Annotated in this window: 11 protein-coding genes; all 11 read right to left on the reverse strand. The window is 61.3% G+C overall.

The annotated features are described in order from the left end of the window. Nucleotide 1 precedes the first annotated feature (1 nt). Entirely contained in the window at nucleotides 2-1,207 is a 1,206-nt protein-coding gene (gspF, locus tag AC3B5Q_RS24215) for a type II secretion system inner membrane protein GspF (RefSeq protein WP_103443681.1), read from the reverse strand. A 2-nt stretch (nucleotides 1,208-1,209) separates the two neighbouring features. After that, nucleotides 1,210-2,673, reverse strand: a complete 1,464-nt coding sequence (gene gspE, locus AC3B5Q_RS24220; protein WP_392525390.1) for a type II secretion system ATPase GspE — start codon at nucleotides 2,671-2,673, stop codon at nucleotides 1,210-1,212. Then, nucleotides 2,670-4,508 (reverse strand): type II secretion system secretin GspD, encoded by a 1,839-nt coding sequence (gspD, locus tag AC3B5Q_RS24225; RefSeq protein WP_021783686.1) that lies wholly within the window; start codon nucleotides 4,506-4,508, stop codon nucleotides 2,670-2,672. The genes gspE and gspD overlap by 4 nt, the downstream gene beginning before the upstream one ends. After that, nucleotides 4,505-4,957, reverse strand: a complete 453-nt coding sequence (locus AC3B5Q_RS24230) for a hypothetical protein (protein WP_274118722.1) — start codon at nucleotides 4,955-4,957, stop codon at nucleotides 4,505-4,507. Before AC3B5Q_RS24230 ends, gspD begins: the two co-directional genes overlap by 4 nt. A 46-nt stretch (nucleotides 4,958-5,003) precedes the next feature. Continuing rightward, complete coding sequence (locus tag AC3B5Q_RS24235; protein ID WP_021783684.1) at nucleotides 5,004-5,516, reverse strand: cytochrome b/b6 domain-containing protein; 513 nt, start codon at nucleotides 5,514-5,516, stop codon at nucleotides 5,004-5,006. Between the two features lie 56 nt (nucleotides 5,517-5,572). Then, nucleotides 5,573-7,042 (reverse strand): N-acetylglucosamine-binding protein GbpA, encoded by a 1,470-nt coding sequence (gene gbpA, locus AC3B5Q_RS24240; RefSeq protein WP_103443679.1) that lies wholly within the window; start codon nucleotides 7,040-7,042, stop codon nucleotides 5,573-5,575. 106 nt (nucleotides 7,043-7,148) lie between these two features. Further along, entirely contained in the window at nucleotides 7,149-7,508 is a 360-nt protein-coding gene (locus AC3B5Q_RS24245; protein WP_021783682.1) for a YgiW/YdeI family stress tolerance OB fold protein, read from the reverse strand. A gap of 116 nt (nucleotides 7,509-7,624) precedes the next feature. Next, entirely contained in the window at nucleotides 7,625-8,689 is a 1,065-nt protein-coding gene (hemE, locus tag AC3B5Q_RS24250; RefSeq protein ID WP_021783681.1) for a uroporphyrinogen decarboxylase, read from the reverse strand. A 194-nt stretch (nucleotides 8,690-8,883) separates the two neighbouring features. Continuing rightward, nucleotides 8,884-10,302: a glutamate synthase small subunit GltD family protein gene (locus AC3B5Q_RS24255; protein WP_003249156.1), complete on the reverse strand. Its 1,419-nt coding sequence runs from the start codon at nucleotides 10,300-10,302 to the stop codon at nucleotides 8,884-8,886. A 123-nt stretch (nucleotides 10,303-10,425) separates the two neighbouring features. After that, nucleotides 10,426-14,871, reverse strand: a complete 4,446-nt coding sequence (gene gltB / locus AC3B5Q_RS24260; RefSeq protein ID WP_021783680.1) for a glutamate synthase large subunit — start codon at nucleotides 14,869-14,871, stop codon at nucleotides 10,426-10,428. A gap of 373 nt (nucleotides 14,872-15,244) precedes the next feature. Next, nucleotides 15,245-16,828, reverse strand: coding sequence for an SPOR domain-containing protein (locus AC3B5Q_RS24265; RefSeq protein ID WP_021783679.1), 1,584 nt, complete (start codon nucleotides 16,826-16,828; stop codon nucleotides 15,245-15,247). Between the last annotated feature and the right edge of the window lie 10 nt (nucleotides 16,829-16,838).

Raw genomic sequence — 16,838 nt, forward strand, 5'->3', positions numbered from 1 at the left:
GTCAGTTGACCAGTTGGTTGAGGTTGAGAATAGGCAGCAGAATGGCCAGGACGATGAACAGCACGATGCCCCCCATCACCAGCAGCATCAGGGGCTCGCACAGGCTGACCAGTAACGAGATACGACCTGCCAGGTGCTTTTCCTGAAGGTCGGCAGCGCGCTCGAGCATGCTGTCCAGCTCCCCTGCTCGCTCACCACTGGCAATCATGTGCAGCATGAGCGCAGGCAGGGTTTTACTGCGCGCCAGACTGCTGGCCAGCGTTGCACCTTCGGCTACTTCGCGCACGGCAGTCAGCAAGCGTTCCCGTAGCACCAGATTGCCGACTACCCCGGCGCCAATGCTCATTGCTTCCACCAGCACGACACCACTACGGCCAAGAATTGCCAGGGTACTGACGAAGCGGGCGGCTTCACGTGTGCGAACGAATTCGGCATAGCCGGGCAACTGCAACGCCAGGGCATGCCATTGCCGTTTGCGTGCGGGGTGGTGAAGTGCCAGGGCAATCGATGCGATCAACGCAGCCAGCGCCAGCACTGCGATCACCCCATAGCGCCCGGCCGCGTCACTGAGCGCGATCAATACCCGTGTCGCCAGCGGAAGTTGGGCGTGGTCACGACTGAATGCCTGAACAACGTCCGGTACTACATAACCGAGCAGAAAACCCACCACCAACAGCGATACCACCATCAGGATCGCGGGATAGGCCATCGCCAGCTGTACCCTCTGGCGTAACGCCTGCTGATGTTCGCCATGCTCGGCCAACCGTTCAAGCACGGCAGCCAGGTACCCGGAGCGCTCTGCAGCAGCTATGGTTGCGCGGTAGACAACCGGGAATGCCAATGGGTAGTGCGCCAGTGCATCTGCAAACGTATTGCCTTCCACTACCCGCTCAGCGACCCCGAGCAACACCTGCCGGACCTGCCGTTGACCGTTCTGGGCAGCCACCGCCTGTAGCGCCTCGGTCAGCGGCACGCCCGCCTGCAAAAGGGTCGACAGTTGACGCGTCAACAGGCACCGCCGGGCAAGCGTCAATCGCCTGCGCACGGGCACGATGGAAAATGAAGACTGCCTGGCCGCTTTGACCTTGAGCACGAACAGGCCCTGATCACGCAGCTGCTGCCGGGCCTGTTGCGCACTACTGGCCTCTACGCAGCCGCGCTGACGAACGCCGCTATTGTTCCGTGCGATGAAGCTGAAAACCGCCATGCTCAGTCCTGGCCAGTCACGCGCAAAAGTTCTGCGGCGCTGGTCTGTCCCATACAGACCCTTTGCACGCCATGCTGAAACAGGCTGGCTGAGTCGCCACGGACTATTTCGCGCATGGTCGCTTGTGACGCCCGGGCGTGAATCGCCTGGGCCAACTGTTCATCGACGACAACCATTTCGTGTAACGCCAGGCGGCCGCTGTAGCCCTGCTGACACTGTTCACACCCCACCGCCTGATAGACATGCGTCGGCAGCTCCTTGGGGTAGCCCAGGGCACTGGCCATGGCATCATCGACCATACAGGCAGCCTTGCAGTGCGGGCACAGCACCCGCACCAGCCGCTGAGCCATGACGCCGGCAAGGGAAGTAGCAAGCAGGCAGGTATCAACGCCCATGTCCGCCAGCCGCGTGATGGCCCCCAAAGCGCTGTTGGTATGCAAGGTCGAGAGCACCAGATGCCCGGTCAGGGATGCCTGCACGGCAATATCGGCAGTTTCACGGTCACGAATTTCGCCCACCATCACAACGTCCGGATCTTGGCGAAGTATCGCCCGAAGACCTCGGGCGAAGGTCATGTCCACCTTGGTGTTGACCTGGGTCTGGCCTATGCCGGGCAGGTGATATTCGATCGGATCCTCGACAGTAAGAATGTTGCGGGACTCCCGGTTAAGCACCGAAAGCGCCGTATAAAGCGTTGTGGTCTTGCCGGACCCGGTTGGTCCTGTCACCAGGAAGATGCCATTTGGCCTGTCCAGCATGGCGAGGAAGGCCTTGCTCACCGAAGCCTCCATTTGCATGTGCTGGATATCCAGGCGCACTGCCTGCTTGTCCAGCAACCGCAGCACAACGCGCTCGCCGTGAGCAGCGGGCAACGTCGACACCCGCACATCCACCTCATGGCCTGCCAGGCGCAAGCTGATGCGGCCATCCTGGGGCACACGCTTCTCGGCGATATCCAGACGCGCCATGACCTTGATACGCGACACCAGCAGCGCCGCCAGCGCCCGTGGCGGCGACAGGACCTCACGCATGACGCCATCGATACGCATGCGTACCCGCAACTGTTGTTCGAAGGTTTCCAAGTGGATATCCGAGGCGCGCGACCTGACTGCTTCGCTGAGCAAGGCATTGAGCAAGCGGATAATCGGCGCGTCCCCTTGCTGGTCGAGCAGGTCGCATGACTGCGGCAAGGCTTGCGCCAGGCGTGGTAAGTCAATCTGCTCATCCAGCCCCTGGATGACGGTATGGGCAGCGTCCTGAGTACCGCCATAGCAAGCGGCAAGGCGCTCGGCAAAATGCCCTTCATCGACCAGACGCAGCGGCCAGTGACTGCCTGTCACGCGCAACACCTCAGAAAGCACCTGCAGCGAGGCGCTGTCGCGCATCAAAACGGCCGGTTCTGCCGCCTGCCGGTCCAGCAGAATGCCGTGGCGCCGGGCAAAGCCGAATGAGAGTTCAGGGTTCAAGAGCCAGGCTCCCGGGTAGGGACAGGCCGGGTTTCGAACAACTCGCGGGCCTCCCGAGGCATACGCTGCGGATCGGCTGAGTGCACATCACGGTAAGCGCGGCGCCCCGAATCGATCAGTTCAGCCTGGGTACGTAAAAGGGTAGGCCGCAGGAAAACCATCAGGTTGGTCTTCTCCTGAATGTCCCGACTCCAGCGGAAAAGCCCGCCTATCAGCGGTATGCGGCTCAACAGTGGCACTCCTCGCTGCTCGGTACGCACGCTGTCCTTGATCAACCCTCCGATCACGATGATCTCGCCATCGGCGGCAAGGATGGTGCTTTTGAGCGTTCGCTTGCTGGTGATCAGGTCGCCTTCGACGGTGCTGGGGGCGAGTTCGGAGCTTTCCTGCTCGACCTCCAGGCGTAGGCTCCGGCCCTCATTGATATGCGGGCGAACCTTGAGGCTGATACCGATATCCTTGCGTTCCACGGTTGTAAACGGGTTGTCCGCGCCGCTGCCGGAAGTGGTATAGGAGCCGGTCTTGAACGGTACATTCTGGCCCACCAGAATCTGCGCTTCCTGGTTGTCCAGCGTAAGCAGGCTGGGCGTGGAAAGCAGGTTGCTTCGGCTGTTGCTGGCCAGAGCCGACACCAGCAGGCCAAACCTGTCCGACCCAATGGCCAGCGCTGCGCCGCTGGGCAACAGTTTGTCCGCGTCGAACAGATCAGCGAAAGCAGCCCCGCTGTCGGGGAAGGTCACGCCGCCTTTCAGGCTGCCGGTATCGACGCCCCACTGCAGGCCCAGAGCTTCGTTGATATCCCCGCTGACTTCGACAATGGCTGCATGTATCAGCACCTGCGCGCGGGGCTGGTCCAACTGCTCGATCATTTGCGCCACATTGTCGAGCATGCGTGGCTCCCCCAACAGCAGCAGCGCATTCTGACTGGCATCGGCCTTGACCATTACCCCAGCCGCCAACGCCGGGGCCGGGCTCTCGCTATAGGCCTTGCCATCCAGTTGCTTACCTACATCGTTCAGTACCTCGGCCAACTGCTCGGCATTGCCATGCTGAAGGCGCACCACCCGCCAGTTTTGCGAAGAGGCCGGTGCCGCCACATCCAGGTCACGGGCCAGCTGCGCCATACGTTGCCGGGACTTTTCCGGGCCGAGAACAAGCAGGCGATTACCGCGCACATCTGCAAGTACCCGTACACCGCTATCGGGGCCACCGGCCGATGCTTCGACGACAGGCAATACTTCAGCAGCCTGTGCCGTACGCAATGTCACCAGCTCATAGTCATGTCGCTGACCGCTGTCCAGTTGTGCCACCAAGGCTTGCAAGCGGTCCAGGTTCGCAGCCGAGTCGGTAACCACCAAGGCATTGGCAGAACTGGACGGGCCAATGTAGCCATTGCTCGATACCAGCGGCCGCAGCAAGCCCGCCAGATCGGCGGCAATGCTGCCCGACAGGCTGAACACCCGCGTGGTGAAGGCAGCAGGGATCGCGTCGGCTTGCTGGTTCGCCCAGACCTTGGCTTCGCTGGCTGGAAGCACCAGCAAGCGGTCGCCATCGTTCACCGCTGCAAAACCCTGCGCATTCAATACCGAATAAAACAGCCGGCGAACGCCCTCGCGATCATGCGGCTCATTCGATAGCACGGTGATACGCCCCTGCACGCGAGGGTCGAGCACGATCGTCTGATCCAGAATTGCCCCGACTTCCCGTACGACATCGCGCACATCGGCATCGCTCATCGCCAACTGCCAGGTTGCAGTATCTGCCAATGCCAACGTGCCGGCCACAGACAGGCAAGTGCCGACCAAGGCAACCTGCAAATAGCGTTGTAAAGTCATTGCACCTCCCGCAACAAGCGGGGTGGATCTGCTGGAGCAGGGCCAGCCACAGCCGCGCTGCCAGAGGTAAGGAAGACACTGGGGCGGCTGCCGGACATCGCCACGCTTTGTTCGACGCTGCCGTCCCAGAGCGTGATGCTGCGCACCTCGATACGGCGCACAACGCTCCCGTCCGGCAACCGGTCGCCGACCCGATAGAGGGCGTCACCGTCCCGGCTGCCCACAAGCGCACGCGCTTCGCCACGGCTGGGAATGAAGCATGCTTTGAGCACCAGATCAGCTCGGCCAGCAGGTTGCCCGTCAGGCGAGCTGAGACCGAAGGCCAGGACCAGTGATGCCGTGGAGAGCGGCTTTTCCAAAGGTGCGCTGTGGGCGAAACCTTCGGGCACTTCAGGTTCAAATGACCATGGCCGTACCGTTTCGCGGATGCCCAGCGCCACCATCGTCATCACAGGTATCGCCGCCCAGGCCCAATGCCCCAACCGTTTCATCGACTCAAGGCAACATCCGCCGAATGATGCGTCGACCCGAAAGTTCGTGCATTACCACCGCTACGACATGCAGCAACATGGCGCCAGCAAGCAACGTACTTGCTGCAACGTGCAACTTGCGCCAGGCATCCAGCCATGAAGGGTCAACAAGCAAGGGCGCTATGGCAAACCAGCCGAACACCTCGATCGGTCGGTCCATCATCAGCACACCGGACAGCAGAACCAATGCCGTGAGCCAGTACAGCCCTTCATGGACGAAATGAGCTACCCGGCGCCCGGCGACACTCTGGTGTACCGCGCCTGGCCTGGCCATGCACACGCGAAGCAGCCAACGCATGAGAAAAACCGGGATAAAAAGCGTGGTCAGCCCAACATTCACGAAGCCGATGAAGTCAGCGCTGGAGGGTTGGACCTCAACCAGGGAAACATAGAAACCACTCGCCAGCGCCCAACCGATAATCAGGGCAGAGATCCAGTGCAACACAACCTGTTGCCAAGCATATTTATCTTGCGACATCGAAAAGTCCCGAGCCTGACCCGGCAGCCCAACTCAGGCTGCCAGGCCAGATCTCCTTAGCGTTTGATCCAGGCGTCTTGCCAGTTGCTGCCCACACCTGGCTCATACTGACTGGCACTTTCCGAATAGATCTTGCACCAGCCTTCATACGGGAATGGCTTGCACTCGAACACCTCGCCAGTTTTCGGTTGCAGGACGCGAGTTCCTGCCTTGTAACTGGCAAGCGATTGCGGGAATTCGAAGTCGTAGCCTTCACCCCCGGCCGTCTTCAACTGAACCTTGCGCTCCTCCTGAAGCAATATGCGCCCGGTTTTATTGACACCGACAACCTTGAGCAGGTGCTCGCCTTCGACACTGGCTACCGGCAGAGAAATCGGGCTGGTGGTGGCATCCACTTGCTGACGGACGAAGCCGACCTGCTGGTTGGCTGAATCGTACAGCCGCGCACTCACCTGCAAGTTACGGTTGGTCATCACCGTGAAGTCCAGCGCCGCCTTTCCATCAGTCAGGGTATATTCCGACTTGAGATCATGCAGGTGCAGATAGCTGTCATCCGAAGGCACGCCTTCGAAGTCCAACTGATAGCTGCTGATACCTGTCTCAGGCTTTGCATAGATATTGTTGGCGCCCTGTACCGGCGTGATATTGCCTTCTTGATCGGGTTGACCTGCCTGTACCAGCGACTGGCTTTCATTGATACGCGTGGCGAGCTTGTACGACCAGTTGGGTGCAAGGCCTTCTTCAGCGTTCTCGATGGTAATACTCACGCTGTAAGGCGCGCTCTCTGAACCCGCCACGAACGCACGGGCCTTCACCTTGTCGCCAATCTGCAAGTCCCGATGTGGATTGATGGCGCCTACTTGTGGCCATTGCGGAACAGGGCCGCCATCAGTTTGGATATCCACATCCATCACGTTGTAAAACGCGGCGGCCGTATCATCGACAGTCCAGACACCCATGATGACATGGTGCCCCGACCTGTCTGCCGGCAAGGTGCACTGATGCTTGACCGGCGATGGCCCGACGGTGGGTTGACCTTCGCCGCGCGCCGGCTTGCCGTGGCCATCTACCTTGCAGAAAGGCGTCAACTCGAACGCATCGCGCGCCAAGGGTGAATTGGGATTCCAACCGGCCTTGGTGATGAAGTATTCCCAACCGGTTGTCTTGTGCCCTTCGGTGTAATGCCACTCGAAGGTAATGTCGCGCTGCTTGATAGTGGTCAGGTGCCAACGATTGGCAGACTGTTCGTCAAGCGGAGCAAAGTCACCTCGCTCTCCACCACTGGCGAGTTTGCCGTCGACAGGGCCACGTGCAGGGAATCCTTTAACGGTTTCTCCGACTGACTGGGGCTCGTACGTCGCTGCCCCGCACTCGGTATTTTGCCCCAAGCGACAGGCGTAGGCGCGCGAAGGCGGCTCGCTGGTATAACCATGGGCATAGGCCAATTGTCCCTGTATACCCGCACCGGCCATTGCTACCCACACACTGGTAGCCAACAGCCTTCGCACATTCTTTGTTGTACTCATGATGCCCCCCGGCGTAATGGACTTGCACCAGCAAGCCCGACTGAGTGGCCCAGTCTATTTACGCGCCAGGGATCAATATGTAGGAATTAGCTCGTTACACGCGCTGCTATCGCCCAACCGGGGTGAGGAGTTCGACAACATCTACATCGACCTCCCTGCTCATCAGGTGCTTCTCCACCTCACCAGTCAGTTTGACCTTGGTTTTTTCGTTGAACGGTGTCTGCGGGAGATCTTCATCGTCAATTTCGACGGTTATGGTGCCCGTGTCATCCTTGAACTCGTACTTGTCGTCGTTATTGATCTTTTTGGTCACGAACCCCTGCAGCACCACCGGAGTATCATCGGCGGCATCATTGGCAGCAGCCACGGTGGAAACTGGCTGGGCACCAGGGCCCGTATAGCTGCCAGCAAGGGCAGCGGTACTGAACAGCGGGACGAGGATCAGTGCGAGATAATGGGTTTTCATGAGGATCGGGTCCTGTTTCGGTTTCGATGGGACCAGATTAACGACGATCGCTGAATTAAAACTTAATGCACAAAAAACCCGGCATCGAAGCCGGGTTTACTGAGCAGTGCATCAAGTCACTGGTGGTACTGCGCCGACAGCTCGTGCACAGCATTGATGAACACACCGGCATGCTCCGGATCGACTTCCGGGGTAATACCATGACCAAGGTTGAACACATGGCCAGTGCCGTGGCCATAACTGGCCAGGATGCGCGCCACTTCCTTGCGAATGGCTTCAGGCTTGGCGTACAGCACGGTCGGGTCCATGTTGCCTTGCAGCGCCACCTTGTCACCCACACGGCGACGGGCGTCGCCGATCTCGCAGGTCCAGTCCAGGCCCAGCGCGTCGGCGCCGGCTTCGGCAATGCTTTCCAGCCACAAGCCGCCGTTCTTGGTGAACAGGATCACCGGCACCTTACGCCCTTCGTGCTCGCGGATCAGGCCGCTGACGATCTTGCGCATGTAGGCCAGTGAGAACTCCTGGTAGGCCGCCGCCGACAGGTTGCCGCCCCAGGTGTCGAAGATCTGCACGGCCTGGGCGCCGGCCAGGATCTGGCCGTTAAGGTAGCTGGTGACCGACTGGGCCAGCTTGTCCAGCAGCATGTGCAGGGCTTGCGGGTTGTCGTAGGCCATGGCCTTGGTCTTGCGGAAGTCTTTCGACGAGCCGCCTTCGACCATGTAGGTGGCCAGGGTCCACGGGCTGCCGGAGAAGCCGATCAGCGGCACACGACCATTGAGCTCACGGCGAATGGTGCTGACCGCGTCCATCACGTAGCCAAGGTCTTTCTGTGGGTCCGGGACTGGCAGCGCTTCGATGTCGGCCGGAGTGCTGATGACCTTCTTGAAACGCGGGCCTTCACCGGTTTCGAAGTACAGGCCCAGGCCCATGGCATCGGGAATGGTGAGGATGTCCGAGAACAGGATCGCCGCGTCCAGCGGGTAGCGGTCCAGCGGCTGCAGGGTGACCTCGCAGGCGAACTGCGGGTTCATGCACAGGCTCATGAAGTCACCGGCCTTGGCGCGGCTGGCGCGGTACTCCGGCAGGTAGCGGCCGGCCTGGCGCATCATCCACACCGGGGTGACGTCTACAGGTTGCTTGAGCAGTGCACGCAGGAAACGATCGTTCTTCAGGGCAGTCATGTCGGCATCCGGAAAAATAGTGCGGGCATTTTCTCAGACACCAGCGCAAAAGGCACGGCCATGGCCATGTGTTTTGTCTATTGGATGCCACAGATCAAGCGTTTTTGTATACAAAAGCTTCGCGGGCATGCCCGCTCCCACAGGTTCTGCGCTCAAACCTGCGGGAGCGAGCATGCCCGCGAATAGGTCGCCAATCAGACTTCGAGGTAGTCGAGGATACCCTCGGCGGCCGTACGCCCTTCGAAGATCGCAGTCACCACCAGGTCCGAACCACGCACCATGTCGCCACCGGCGAACACTTTCGGGTTGCTGGTCTGATGCTTGAACTTACCCTTTTCCGGGGCAACCACACGGCCCTGGCTGTCCAGCTGAATGCCATGCTGCTCAAACCACGGCGCCGGGCTCGGGCGGAAGCCGAAGGCGATCACCACGGCATCTGCCGGCAGGATCTCTTCGGAGCCCGGGATGGGCTCAGGGCTGCGGCGGCCACGGGCATCAGGCTCGCCCAGGCGGGTCTCGACCACTTTGACGCCTTCGACCTTGTCCTCACCCACAATGGCAATGGGCTGGCGGTTGTAGAGGAACTTCACGCCCTCTTCCTTGGCGTTCTTCACCTCTTTGCGCGAACCCGGCATGTTGGCTTCGTCACGACGATAAGCACAGGTCACCGCCTTGGCACCCTGACGGATCGAGGTACGGTTGCAGTCCATCGCGGTGTCACCACCGCCCAGCACCACCACTTTCTTACCCTGCATGTCGACGAAGTCTTCCGGCGACTTCTCGAAGCCCAGGTTGCGGTTGACGTTGGCGATCAGGAAGTCCAGTGCGTCATGCACGCCCGGCAGGTCCTCGCCCGGGAAGCCGCCCTTCATGTAGGTGTAGGTACCCATGCCCATGAACACTGCATCGTACTCGGCGAGCAGCTGTTCCATGGTCACGTCCTTGCCCACCTCGGTGTTCAGGCGGAACTCGATACCCATGCCGGTGAAGACTTCGCGGCGGTTGCTGAGCACGGTCTTTTCCAGCTTGAACTCGGGGATGCCAAAGGTCAGCAGGCCGCCGATTTCCGGGTTCTTGTCGAACACCACCGGGGTTACCCCAGCGCGCACCAGGACGTCGGCGCAGCCCAGGCCCGCCGGGCCGGCGCCGATGATGGCGACGCGTTTACCGGTTGGCTTGACCTTGGACATGTCCGGGCGCCAGCCCATGGCGAAGGCGGTGTCGGTGATGTACTTCTCCACCGAGCCGATGGTCACCGCGCCAAAGCCGTCGTTCAAGGTGCAGGCACCCTCGCACAGGCGGTCTTGCGGGCAAACACGGCCGCATACTTCGGGCAGGGTGTTGGTCTGGTGCGACAGTTCCGCCGCGGCCAGGATGTTGCCTTCGGAGACCAGCTTCAACCAGTTGGGGATGAAGTTGTGTACCGGGCACTTCCACTCGCAATACGGGTTACCGCAGCCCAGGCAGCGGTGCGCCTGCTCTACGGACTGCTGCGGCTTGAACGGTTCGTAGATTTCCACGAACTCCTTCTTGCGCTGGCGCAGCAGCTTTTTTTTCGGGTCCTTTCGGCCCACTTCGATGAACTGGAAGTCATTGTTCAGACGTTCAGCCATTTTTCAAAACCTCTTTACAGCAGCTGCAAGCTACAAGCTGCAAGCCGCAAGACGATCACTTAAGCCGGGCAAACCTCGTACTGCCATTACTTGCAGCTTGAGGCTTGCCACTTGCAGCTGTTTTTACTGCGGGTTGGCACGGGTGCTGGACAACAGCTGCTTCAGGTTGGCTGCCTTCGGCTTGACCAGCCAGAAGCGCCGCACGTAGTCGTCCAGGTTCTCCGAGAGCTCACGCCCCCACTCACTGCCGGTCTCATCCACATACTCGGCAAGGACACGCGCCAGGTGGCTACGGTAGGCCTCCATCGCTTCGCCACTGATACGCTGGATTTCCACCAGCTCGTGGTTGAGCTTGTCGACGAAGCTATTGTCCATGTCGAGCACGTAGGCAAAGCCGCCAGTCATGCCAGAACCGAAGTTGTAACCGGTCTTGCCCAGAACGCAGACAAAGCCGCCGGTCATGTATTCACAGCAGTGATCGCCAGTGCCCTCGACAACAGCATGGGCGCCGGAGTTACGTACAGCGAAGCGCTCGCCCGCAGTACCTGCGGCAAACAGCTTGCCGCCAGTGGCACCGTACAGGCAGGTGTTGCCAACGATGGCGCTGTGCTGGGTTTCGAACGGGCTGCCGGCTGGCGGCACGATGGTGACCTTGCCACCGGTCATGCCTTTGCCGACGTAATCGTTGGCGTCGCCTTCCAGGTGCAGGTTCAGGCCACCAGCGTTCCACACGCCAAAGCTCTGGCCCGCAGTCCCCTTGAAGCGGAAGGTGATCGGCGCCGCAGCCATGCCTTGGTTGCCGTGCAGGCGGGCGATTTCGCCCGACACACGCGCACCGATGGAGCGGTCGCAGTTGCAGATGTCGAGGCTGAACTCGCCACCCGCCTGGTCGCGGATGGCCGGCATGGCCATATCAACCATCTTCTCGGCCAGCTCGCCCAGGTCGAACGGCGGGTTCTTGTCGACTTCGCAGAACTGCGGTTTGTCCGCCGGAATGTGCGAGCTGCCCAGCAGCGGCGACAGGTCCAGGTACTGCTGGCGCTCGGTGTCACCTGGCAGCACATCGAGCAGGTCGGTACGGCCGATAAGTTCACCAAGGCTGCGCACGCCCAGCTTGGCCAACCACTCGCGGGTTTCTTCGGCGACGAAGGTGAAGAAGTTGATCACCATGTCGACGGTGCCGATGTAGTGGTCCTTGCGCAGCTTGTCGTTCTGGGTGGCCACGCCGGTGGCGCAGTTGTTCAGGTGGCAGATGCGCAGGTACTTGCAGCCCAGGGCAATCATTGGCGCGGTACCAAAGCCGAAGCTTTCGGCACCGAGGATGGCCGCCTTGATCACGTCCAGGCCGGTTTTCAGGCCGCCGTCGGTCTGCACCCGCACCTTGCCGCGCAGGTCGTTGCCGCGCAGGGTCTGGTGAGTTTCCGCCAGGCCCAGCTCCCAAGGGGCGCCGGCGTATTTGATCGAGGTCAGCGGCGAAGCACCGGTACCACCGTCGTAACCGGAGATGGTGATCAGGTCGGCATAGGCCTTGGCCACACCAGCGGCGATGGTGCCCACGCCCGCTTCGGCTACCAGCTTGACCGATACCAGCGCCTGCGGGTTGACCTGTTTGAGGTCGTAGATCAGCTGCGCCAGATCTTCGATCGAGTAGATGTCGTGGTGTGGAGGTGGCGAGATCAGGGTCACGCCCGGCACCGCATAACGCAGCTTGGCGATCAGGCCGTTGACCTTTCCGCCCGGCAACTGGCCGCCCTCACCGGGCTTGGCGCCCTGGGCAACCTTGATCTGCAACACTTCGGCGTTGACCAGGTACTCCGGAGTCACACCAAAACGGCCGGTGGCCACCTGCTTGATCTTCGAGCTCTTGATGGTGCCATAGCGCGACGGGTCTTCGCCGCCTTCACCAGAGTTGGAGCGCGCGCCCAGGCGGTTCATGGCCTCAGCCAGCGCTTCGTGAGCTTCCGGCGACAGTGCACCCAGCGAGATACCCGCCGAGTCGAAGCGCTTGAGAATCGCCTCCAGCGGCTCGATCTGCTCAAGCGCCAGCGGCTGGTCGGCCACCTTCACTTTGAGCAAGTCACGGATCATCGACACCGGGCGCTGGTCCACCAGCGTGGTGTATTCCTTGAACTTGGCGTAGTCGCCCTGCTGCACGGCGGCTTGCAGGGTGTTGACCACGTCCGGGTTGTAGGCGTGGTATTCGCCACCGTGGACGAACTTCAGCAGGCCGCCTTGCTGGATCGGCTTGCGCGCGCTCCAGGCTTCGGCCGCCAGCAGCTTCTGGTCGTTTTCCAGGTCTTCGAAGCGCGCACCCTTGATGCGGCTGGACACGCCCTTGAAGCTCAGGCCTACCACTTCCTCGGCCAGGCCGATGGCCTCGAACAGCTGTGCACCGCGGTACGAAGCGATGGTGGAGATCCCCATCTTCGACAGGATCTTCAGCAGGCCCTTGGAGATACCCTTGCGGTAGTACTTGAACACTTCATCCAGGTCGCCCAGCACTTCGCCGGTACGAATCAGGTCAGCCAGTACTTCATACGCCAGGTACGGGTAAACGGCCGAGGCACCGAAGCCCAGCAGCACGGCGAAGTGATGCGGATCACGGGCGGTAGCGGTTTCCACCAGAATGTTGCTGTCGCAACGCAGGCCCTTTTCGGTCAGGCGGTGGTGCACTGCACCCACGGCCAGCGAAGCGTGCACCGGCAGCTTGCCCGGGGCGATATAACGGTCGCTCAGCACCAGCTGGGTCTTGCCCCCACGCACAGCTTCTTCGGCCTGGTCAGCAATGTTGCGGATGGCTGCTTCCAGGCCGACGCTTTGCTCATAGTTGAGGTCGATCAGCTGGCGGTCAAAGCCTTCGCGCTCCAGGTTCATCAACGAACGCCACTTGGCAGGCGAGATGACCGGCGAGCTGAGAATCACCCGCGAAGCGTGCTCCGGGGACTCCTGGAAGATGTTGCGCTCGGCACCCAGGCAGATCTCCAGCGACATCACGATCGCTTCGCGCAGCGGGTCGATCGGCGGGTTGGTCACCTGAGCGAACTGCTGGCGGAAGAAGTCGTATGGCGAACGCACGCGCTGCGACAGCACGGCCATCGGCGTGTCGTCACCCATCGAACCAACGGCTTCCTGGCCCTGCTCACCCAACGGGCGCAGCACCTGGTCACGCTCTTCGAAGGTAACCTGGAACATCTTCATGTATTGCTTGAGCTGGTCAGCGTCGTAGCTGGCCACGCCCTGGTCGTCGGTCAGTGTCGCCTGGATACGCGTAGCGTGCTGACGCAACCAGCGCTTGTATGGGTGCCGCGACTTCAGGCGGTTGTCGATGGCGTCGGTGTCGAGAATCTGGCCGGTTTCGGTGTCCACGGCAAGGATCTGGCCCGGGCCGACACGGCCCTTGGCCAGCACTTCCTCAGGCTGATAGCCCCATACGCCGATTTCCGAGGCGATGGTGATGTAGCCATTGGTGGTGGTCACCCAGCGCGCCGGGCGCAGACCGTTACGGTCGAGCAGGCACACCGCGTGGCGGCCTTCGGTCATGACGATACCGGCCGGGCCATCCCACGGCTCCATGTGCATGGAGTTGTATTCGTAGAAGGCGCGCAGGTCGGCGTCCATGGTCTCGACGTTCTGCCATGCCGGCGGTACCAGCATGCGCACGCCGCGGAACAGGTCGATGCCACCGGTGACCATCAGTTCCAGCATGTTGTCCATGCTCGACGAGTCGGAACCGACGCGGTTGACCAGCGGGCCGAGCTCTTCGAGGTCGGGGATCTGGTCGTTGGCGAACTTGGTGCGACGAGCCACGGCCCAGTTGCGGTTGCCGGTGATGGTGTTGATCTCGCCGTTGTGGGCGAGGAAGCGGAACGGCTGCGCCAGCGGCCATTTCGGCAGGGTGTTGGTGGAGAAGCGCTGGTGGAACACGCAGATCGCGGTTTGCAGGCGCTCGTCACCCAGGTCTGGGTAAAACGCCGCGAGATCGCGCGGCATCATCAGGCCTTTGTAGATGATGGTCTTGTGCGAGAAGCTGCAGATGTAGTGGTCGGCGTCGTGGGCGTTGGCCACCGACGAACGACGACGGGCGCTGAACAGCTTGATGGCGAACTCCTGGTCGCTCAGGCCTTCACCGCCAATGAACACCTGCTCGATCTGCGGCAGGCGCTCCAGGGCCAGGCGGCCGAGGACGCTGGTGTCGATCGGCACCTTGCGCCAGCCGACCAGTTTCAGGCCGGCGGCGAGGATCTCGCGGTCCATGTTGGCGCGGGCAGCTTCGGCTTTGACCGGGTCCTGGTTGAAGAACACCATGCCGACGGCGTACTGCTTGGGCAGCTCGACAGCGAAGTGCTCCTGGGCCACGGCTCGCAGGAATTGATCAGGCTTCTGCATGAGCAGACCGCAACCGTCACCGGTCTTGCCGTCGGCATTGATGCCGCCGCGGTGGGTCATGCACGTCAACGCCTGCATGGCAGTTTGCAGAAGGTGGTGGCTCGGCACGCCCGTCATATGGGCGATCAGGCCAAAACCACAGTTGTCCTTGAATTCTTCGGGATGGTACAGACCTGTTTTCATAGACACATTCTCACCAGGTTCACCTCTCAACGGAGGTAAATCTCTTTTTTAACAACCACTTACCATCCACGCCGATCAAACGCCAGCTTTTTTGCGGTGGTCATGGAAAACCATTGTTGCACAGCGACAGCGATGCCCACAAATTTTCATGTCTCGGCATTGAAAATTTATGTCGCAATTTTGAATGTTTTTGCGCCATGCGCCGTGATAGCGGCTTGACTCGAGTCTGAAGCGTTTCAGCCATGACTGCAACTAGGGGCTTGTGGCCGGCAGTCCGGGACAGAAAAGCCTGCCGCGCTCGGGCGCAGCAGGCTAGTCGAAAGCTAGAATTCGCTTAGCTACTGGGCGGCGGGGTGATGCCGCCCGGAAGGTATCAGCGGGCCGCAGCCAGCTCTTGTTGGACGCTGGCGACGGTACGTGGCCAAGGTTTACCAGCCTGGACCTTCGCTGGCAAGTTCTTGATTGCTGCAACCGCTGCGTCGCGGTTGGCGAAACTGCCGTAAGTCACGACGTACAGGGGTTTGCCCTGCAGGTTTTTCTTGAAGTAGCGATAGTCGCCACCCTGGGCCTTGACGTAAGCCTGGGCCGACGCTTCGGAGCTGGTTCCGAGGATCTGCACCACATAATTGCCCGGCTTCTGTCCAGCATACCAGCCACCGTTGCCAGCGCTGGCGGCGGCAGGCTTTTCGGCAGCTTTGGCGGCCGGTTTGGCCACGGCGACCTGGGTCGGCGCTGGCTTGGCAGGCGCAACCGGCTTGGCGGGCTGGGTTGCAACAGGCTTCGACGCAGGCGCAACCGACTGTACTGGCTGGGCAGGCGCAGGCGCCGGGCCAGCCGGCACACCTTGTGGCGGGGCGATGGTGGTTACGGTCGGTGGCGGGTTGCCAGGCTGCAGCGCGGTGTCGCCAGCCGGGCTTCCCTCTTCACCGTCGCCCATGCCTGCGGCTTGGGCCAGCGGTTCGCGCATCACCGGCTGCGACTGGCCAACCAGTGGCAGCGGCATTGGCTGGGAGGAGCCGGAAAACTCGATGGCAGCGCCCTGCTTACCGTCACCCAGCGGCAACTGGGCTTGGGCGGCCGGCGCTTCGGCGGGGGCCTTGTCGCCTTTCTTGGGCATCAATACCGCGGCCGCAACGGCAACCACGACCACAGCGGACAGCGCGAGCACATGTTTTTTAGGCATCTTGAACCCCATGGTTGGTCGCTTGGCCGTCGAGCGGCTGGCGATCATCGCTTCGATCAAAGTGTCACGGGCGACCTGGTTGATGTTGCCAGGCCAGCCGTCGGAGTTTTCATGGATATCGGCGATCTGTTCACGGCTGAACACCTCGATGCCCCGGCCAGCCCCTTCCAGGCGCTGCTCCAGGTACTCGCGGGTTTCTTCTTCACTGTAGGGCGCAAGCTCGATGATGTGGAAACGCTCTTCCTCGACATTGAGCTCGTCCAGCCCGGCAATCAGCGATGGCTCACCGAACAGAAACACGTGCGGACGCCCCTCAGGTACCCCCGCCGCCAATTCCAGCAACGCTTGGAGTGCCGACTCGTCGAGTTGTTCCGCATCGTCCACCAGCAAATACACTTCCTGCCCGGTCAGTGCCAGCTGCACCACCTTCGACAGGATCGCCTGTACCTCGGGCTGGGCCACACCCAGCTCCTGCGCGACCTGCGCGAGCATACTGGAGGCATCGCTGGCGCTGCGGGCCGACACCACCACACTTTGCACAGCCTGCTTGTTGGTGCTGGCCACCAGGGCCTGGCGCAACAGCGACTTGCCGCTGCCCAATGGGCCACTGACCACCAGCATCAACTGGCTATAGCGCGCCAGGTGGTGCAGTTGGCCAAGCACAGGCTTGCGCTGGGCCGGGAAGAACTTGAAGCCAGGTACGCGGGGCGCGAATGGATCATGGCTCAACTGGTAATGGTCGAGAAAGGCCTCATCGGCATGCAAACTTGTCATTGCGCTGTCA

This window comes from Pseudomonas sp. D5(2026) (assembly GCF_057766845.1).

Bases quoted from the DNA above. Each gene is read 5' to 3' on its own strand.
- gbpA (WP_103443679.1), bottom strand. From the start codon at position 7,042: ATGAGTACAACAAAGAATGTGCGAAGGCTGTTGGCTACCAGTGTGTGG.
- AC3B5Q_RS24255 (WP_003249156.1), bottom strand. From the start codon at position 10,302: ATGGCTGAACGTCTGAACAATGACTTCCAGTTCATCGAAGTGGGCCGA.
- AC3B5Q_RS24245 (WP_021783682.1), bottom strand. From the start codon at position 7,508: ATGAAAACCCATTATCTCGCACTGATCCTCGTCCCGCTGTTCAGTACC.
- AC3B5Q_RS24230 (WP_274118722.1), bottom strand. From the start codon at position 4,957: ATGACGATGGTGGCGCTGGGCATCCGCGAAACGGTACGGCCATGGTCA.
- hemE (WP_021783681.1), bottom strand. From the start codon at position 8,689: ATGACTGCCCTGAAGAACGATCGTTTCCTGCGTGCACTGCTCAAGCAA.
- AC3B5Q_RS24265 (WP_021783679.1), bottom strand. From the start codon at position 16,828: ATGACAAGTTTGCATGCCGATGAGGCCTTTCTCGACCATTACCAGTTG.
- gltB (WP_021783680.1), bottom strand. From the start codon at position 14,871: ATGAAAACAGGTCTGTACCATCCCGAAGAATTCAAGGACAACTGTGGT.
- AC3B5Q_RS24235 (WP_021783684.1), bottom strand. From the start codon at position 5,516: ATGTCGCAAGATAAATATGCTTGGCAACAGGTTGTGTTGCACTGGATC.
- gspF (WP_103443681.1), bottom strand. From the start codon at position 1,207: ATGGCGGTTTTCAGCTTCATCGCACGGAACAATAGCGGCGTTCGTCAG.
- gspD (WP_021783686.1), bottom strand. From the start codon at position 4,508: ATGACTTTACAACGCTATTTGCAGGTTGCCTTGGTCGGCACTTGCCTG.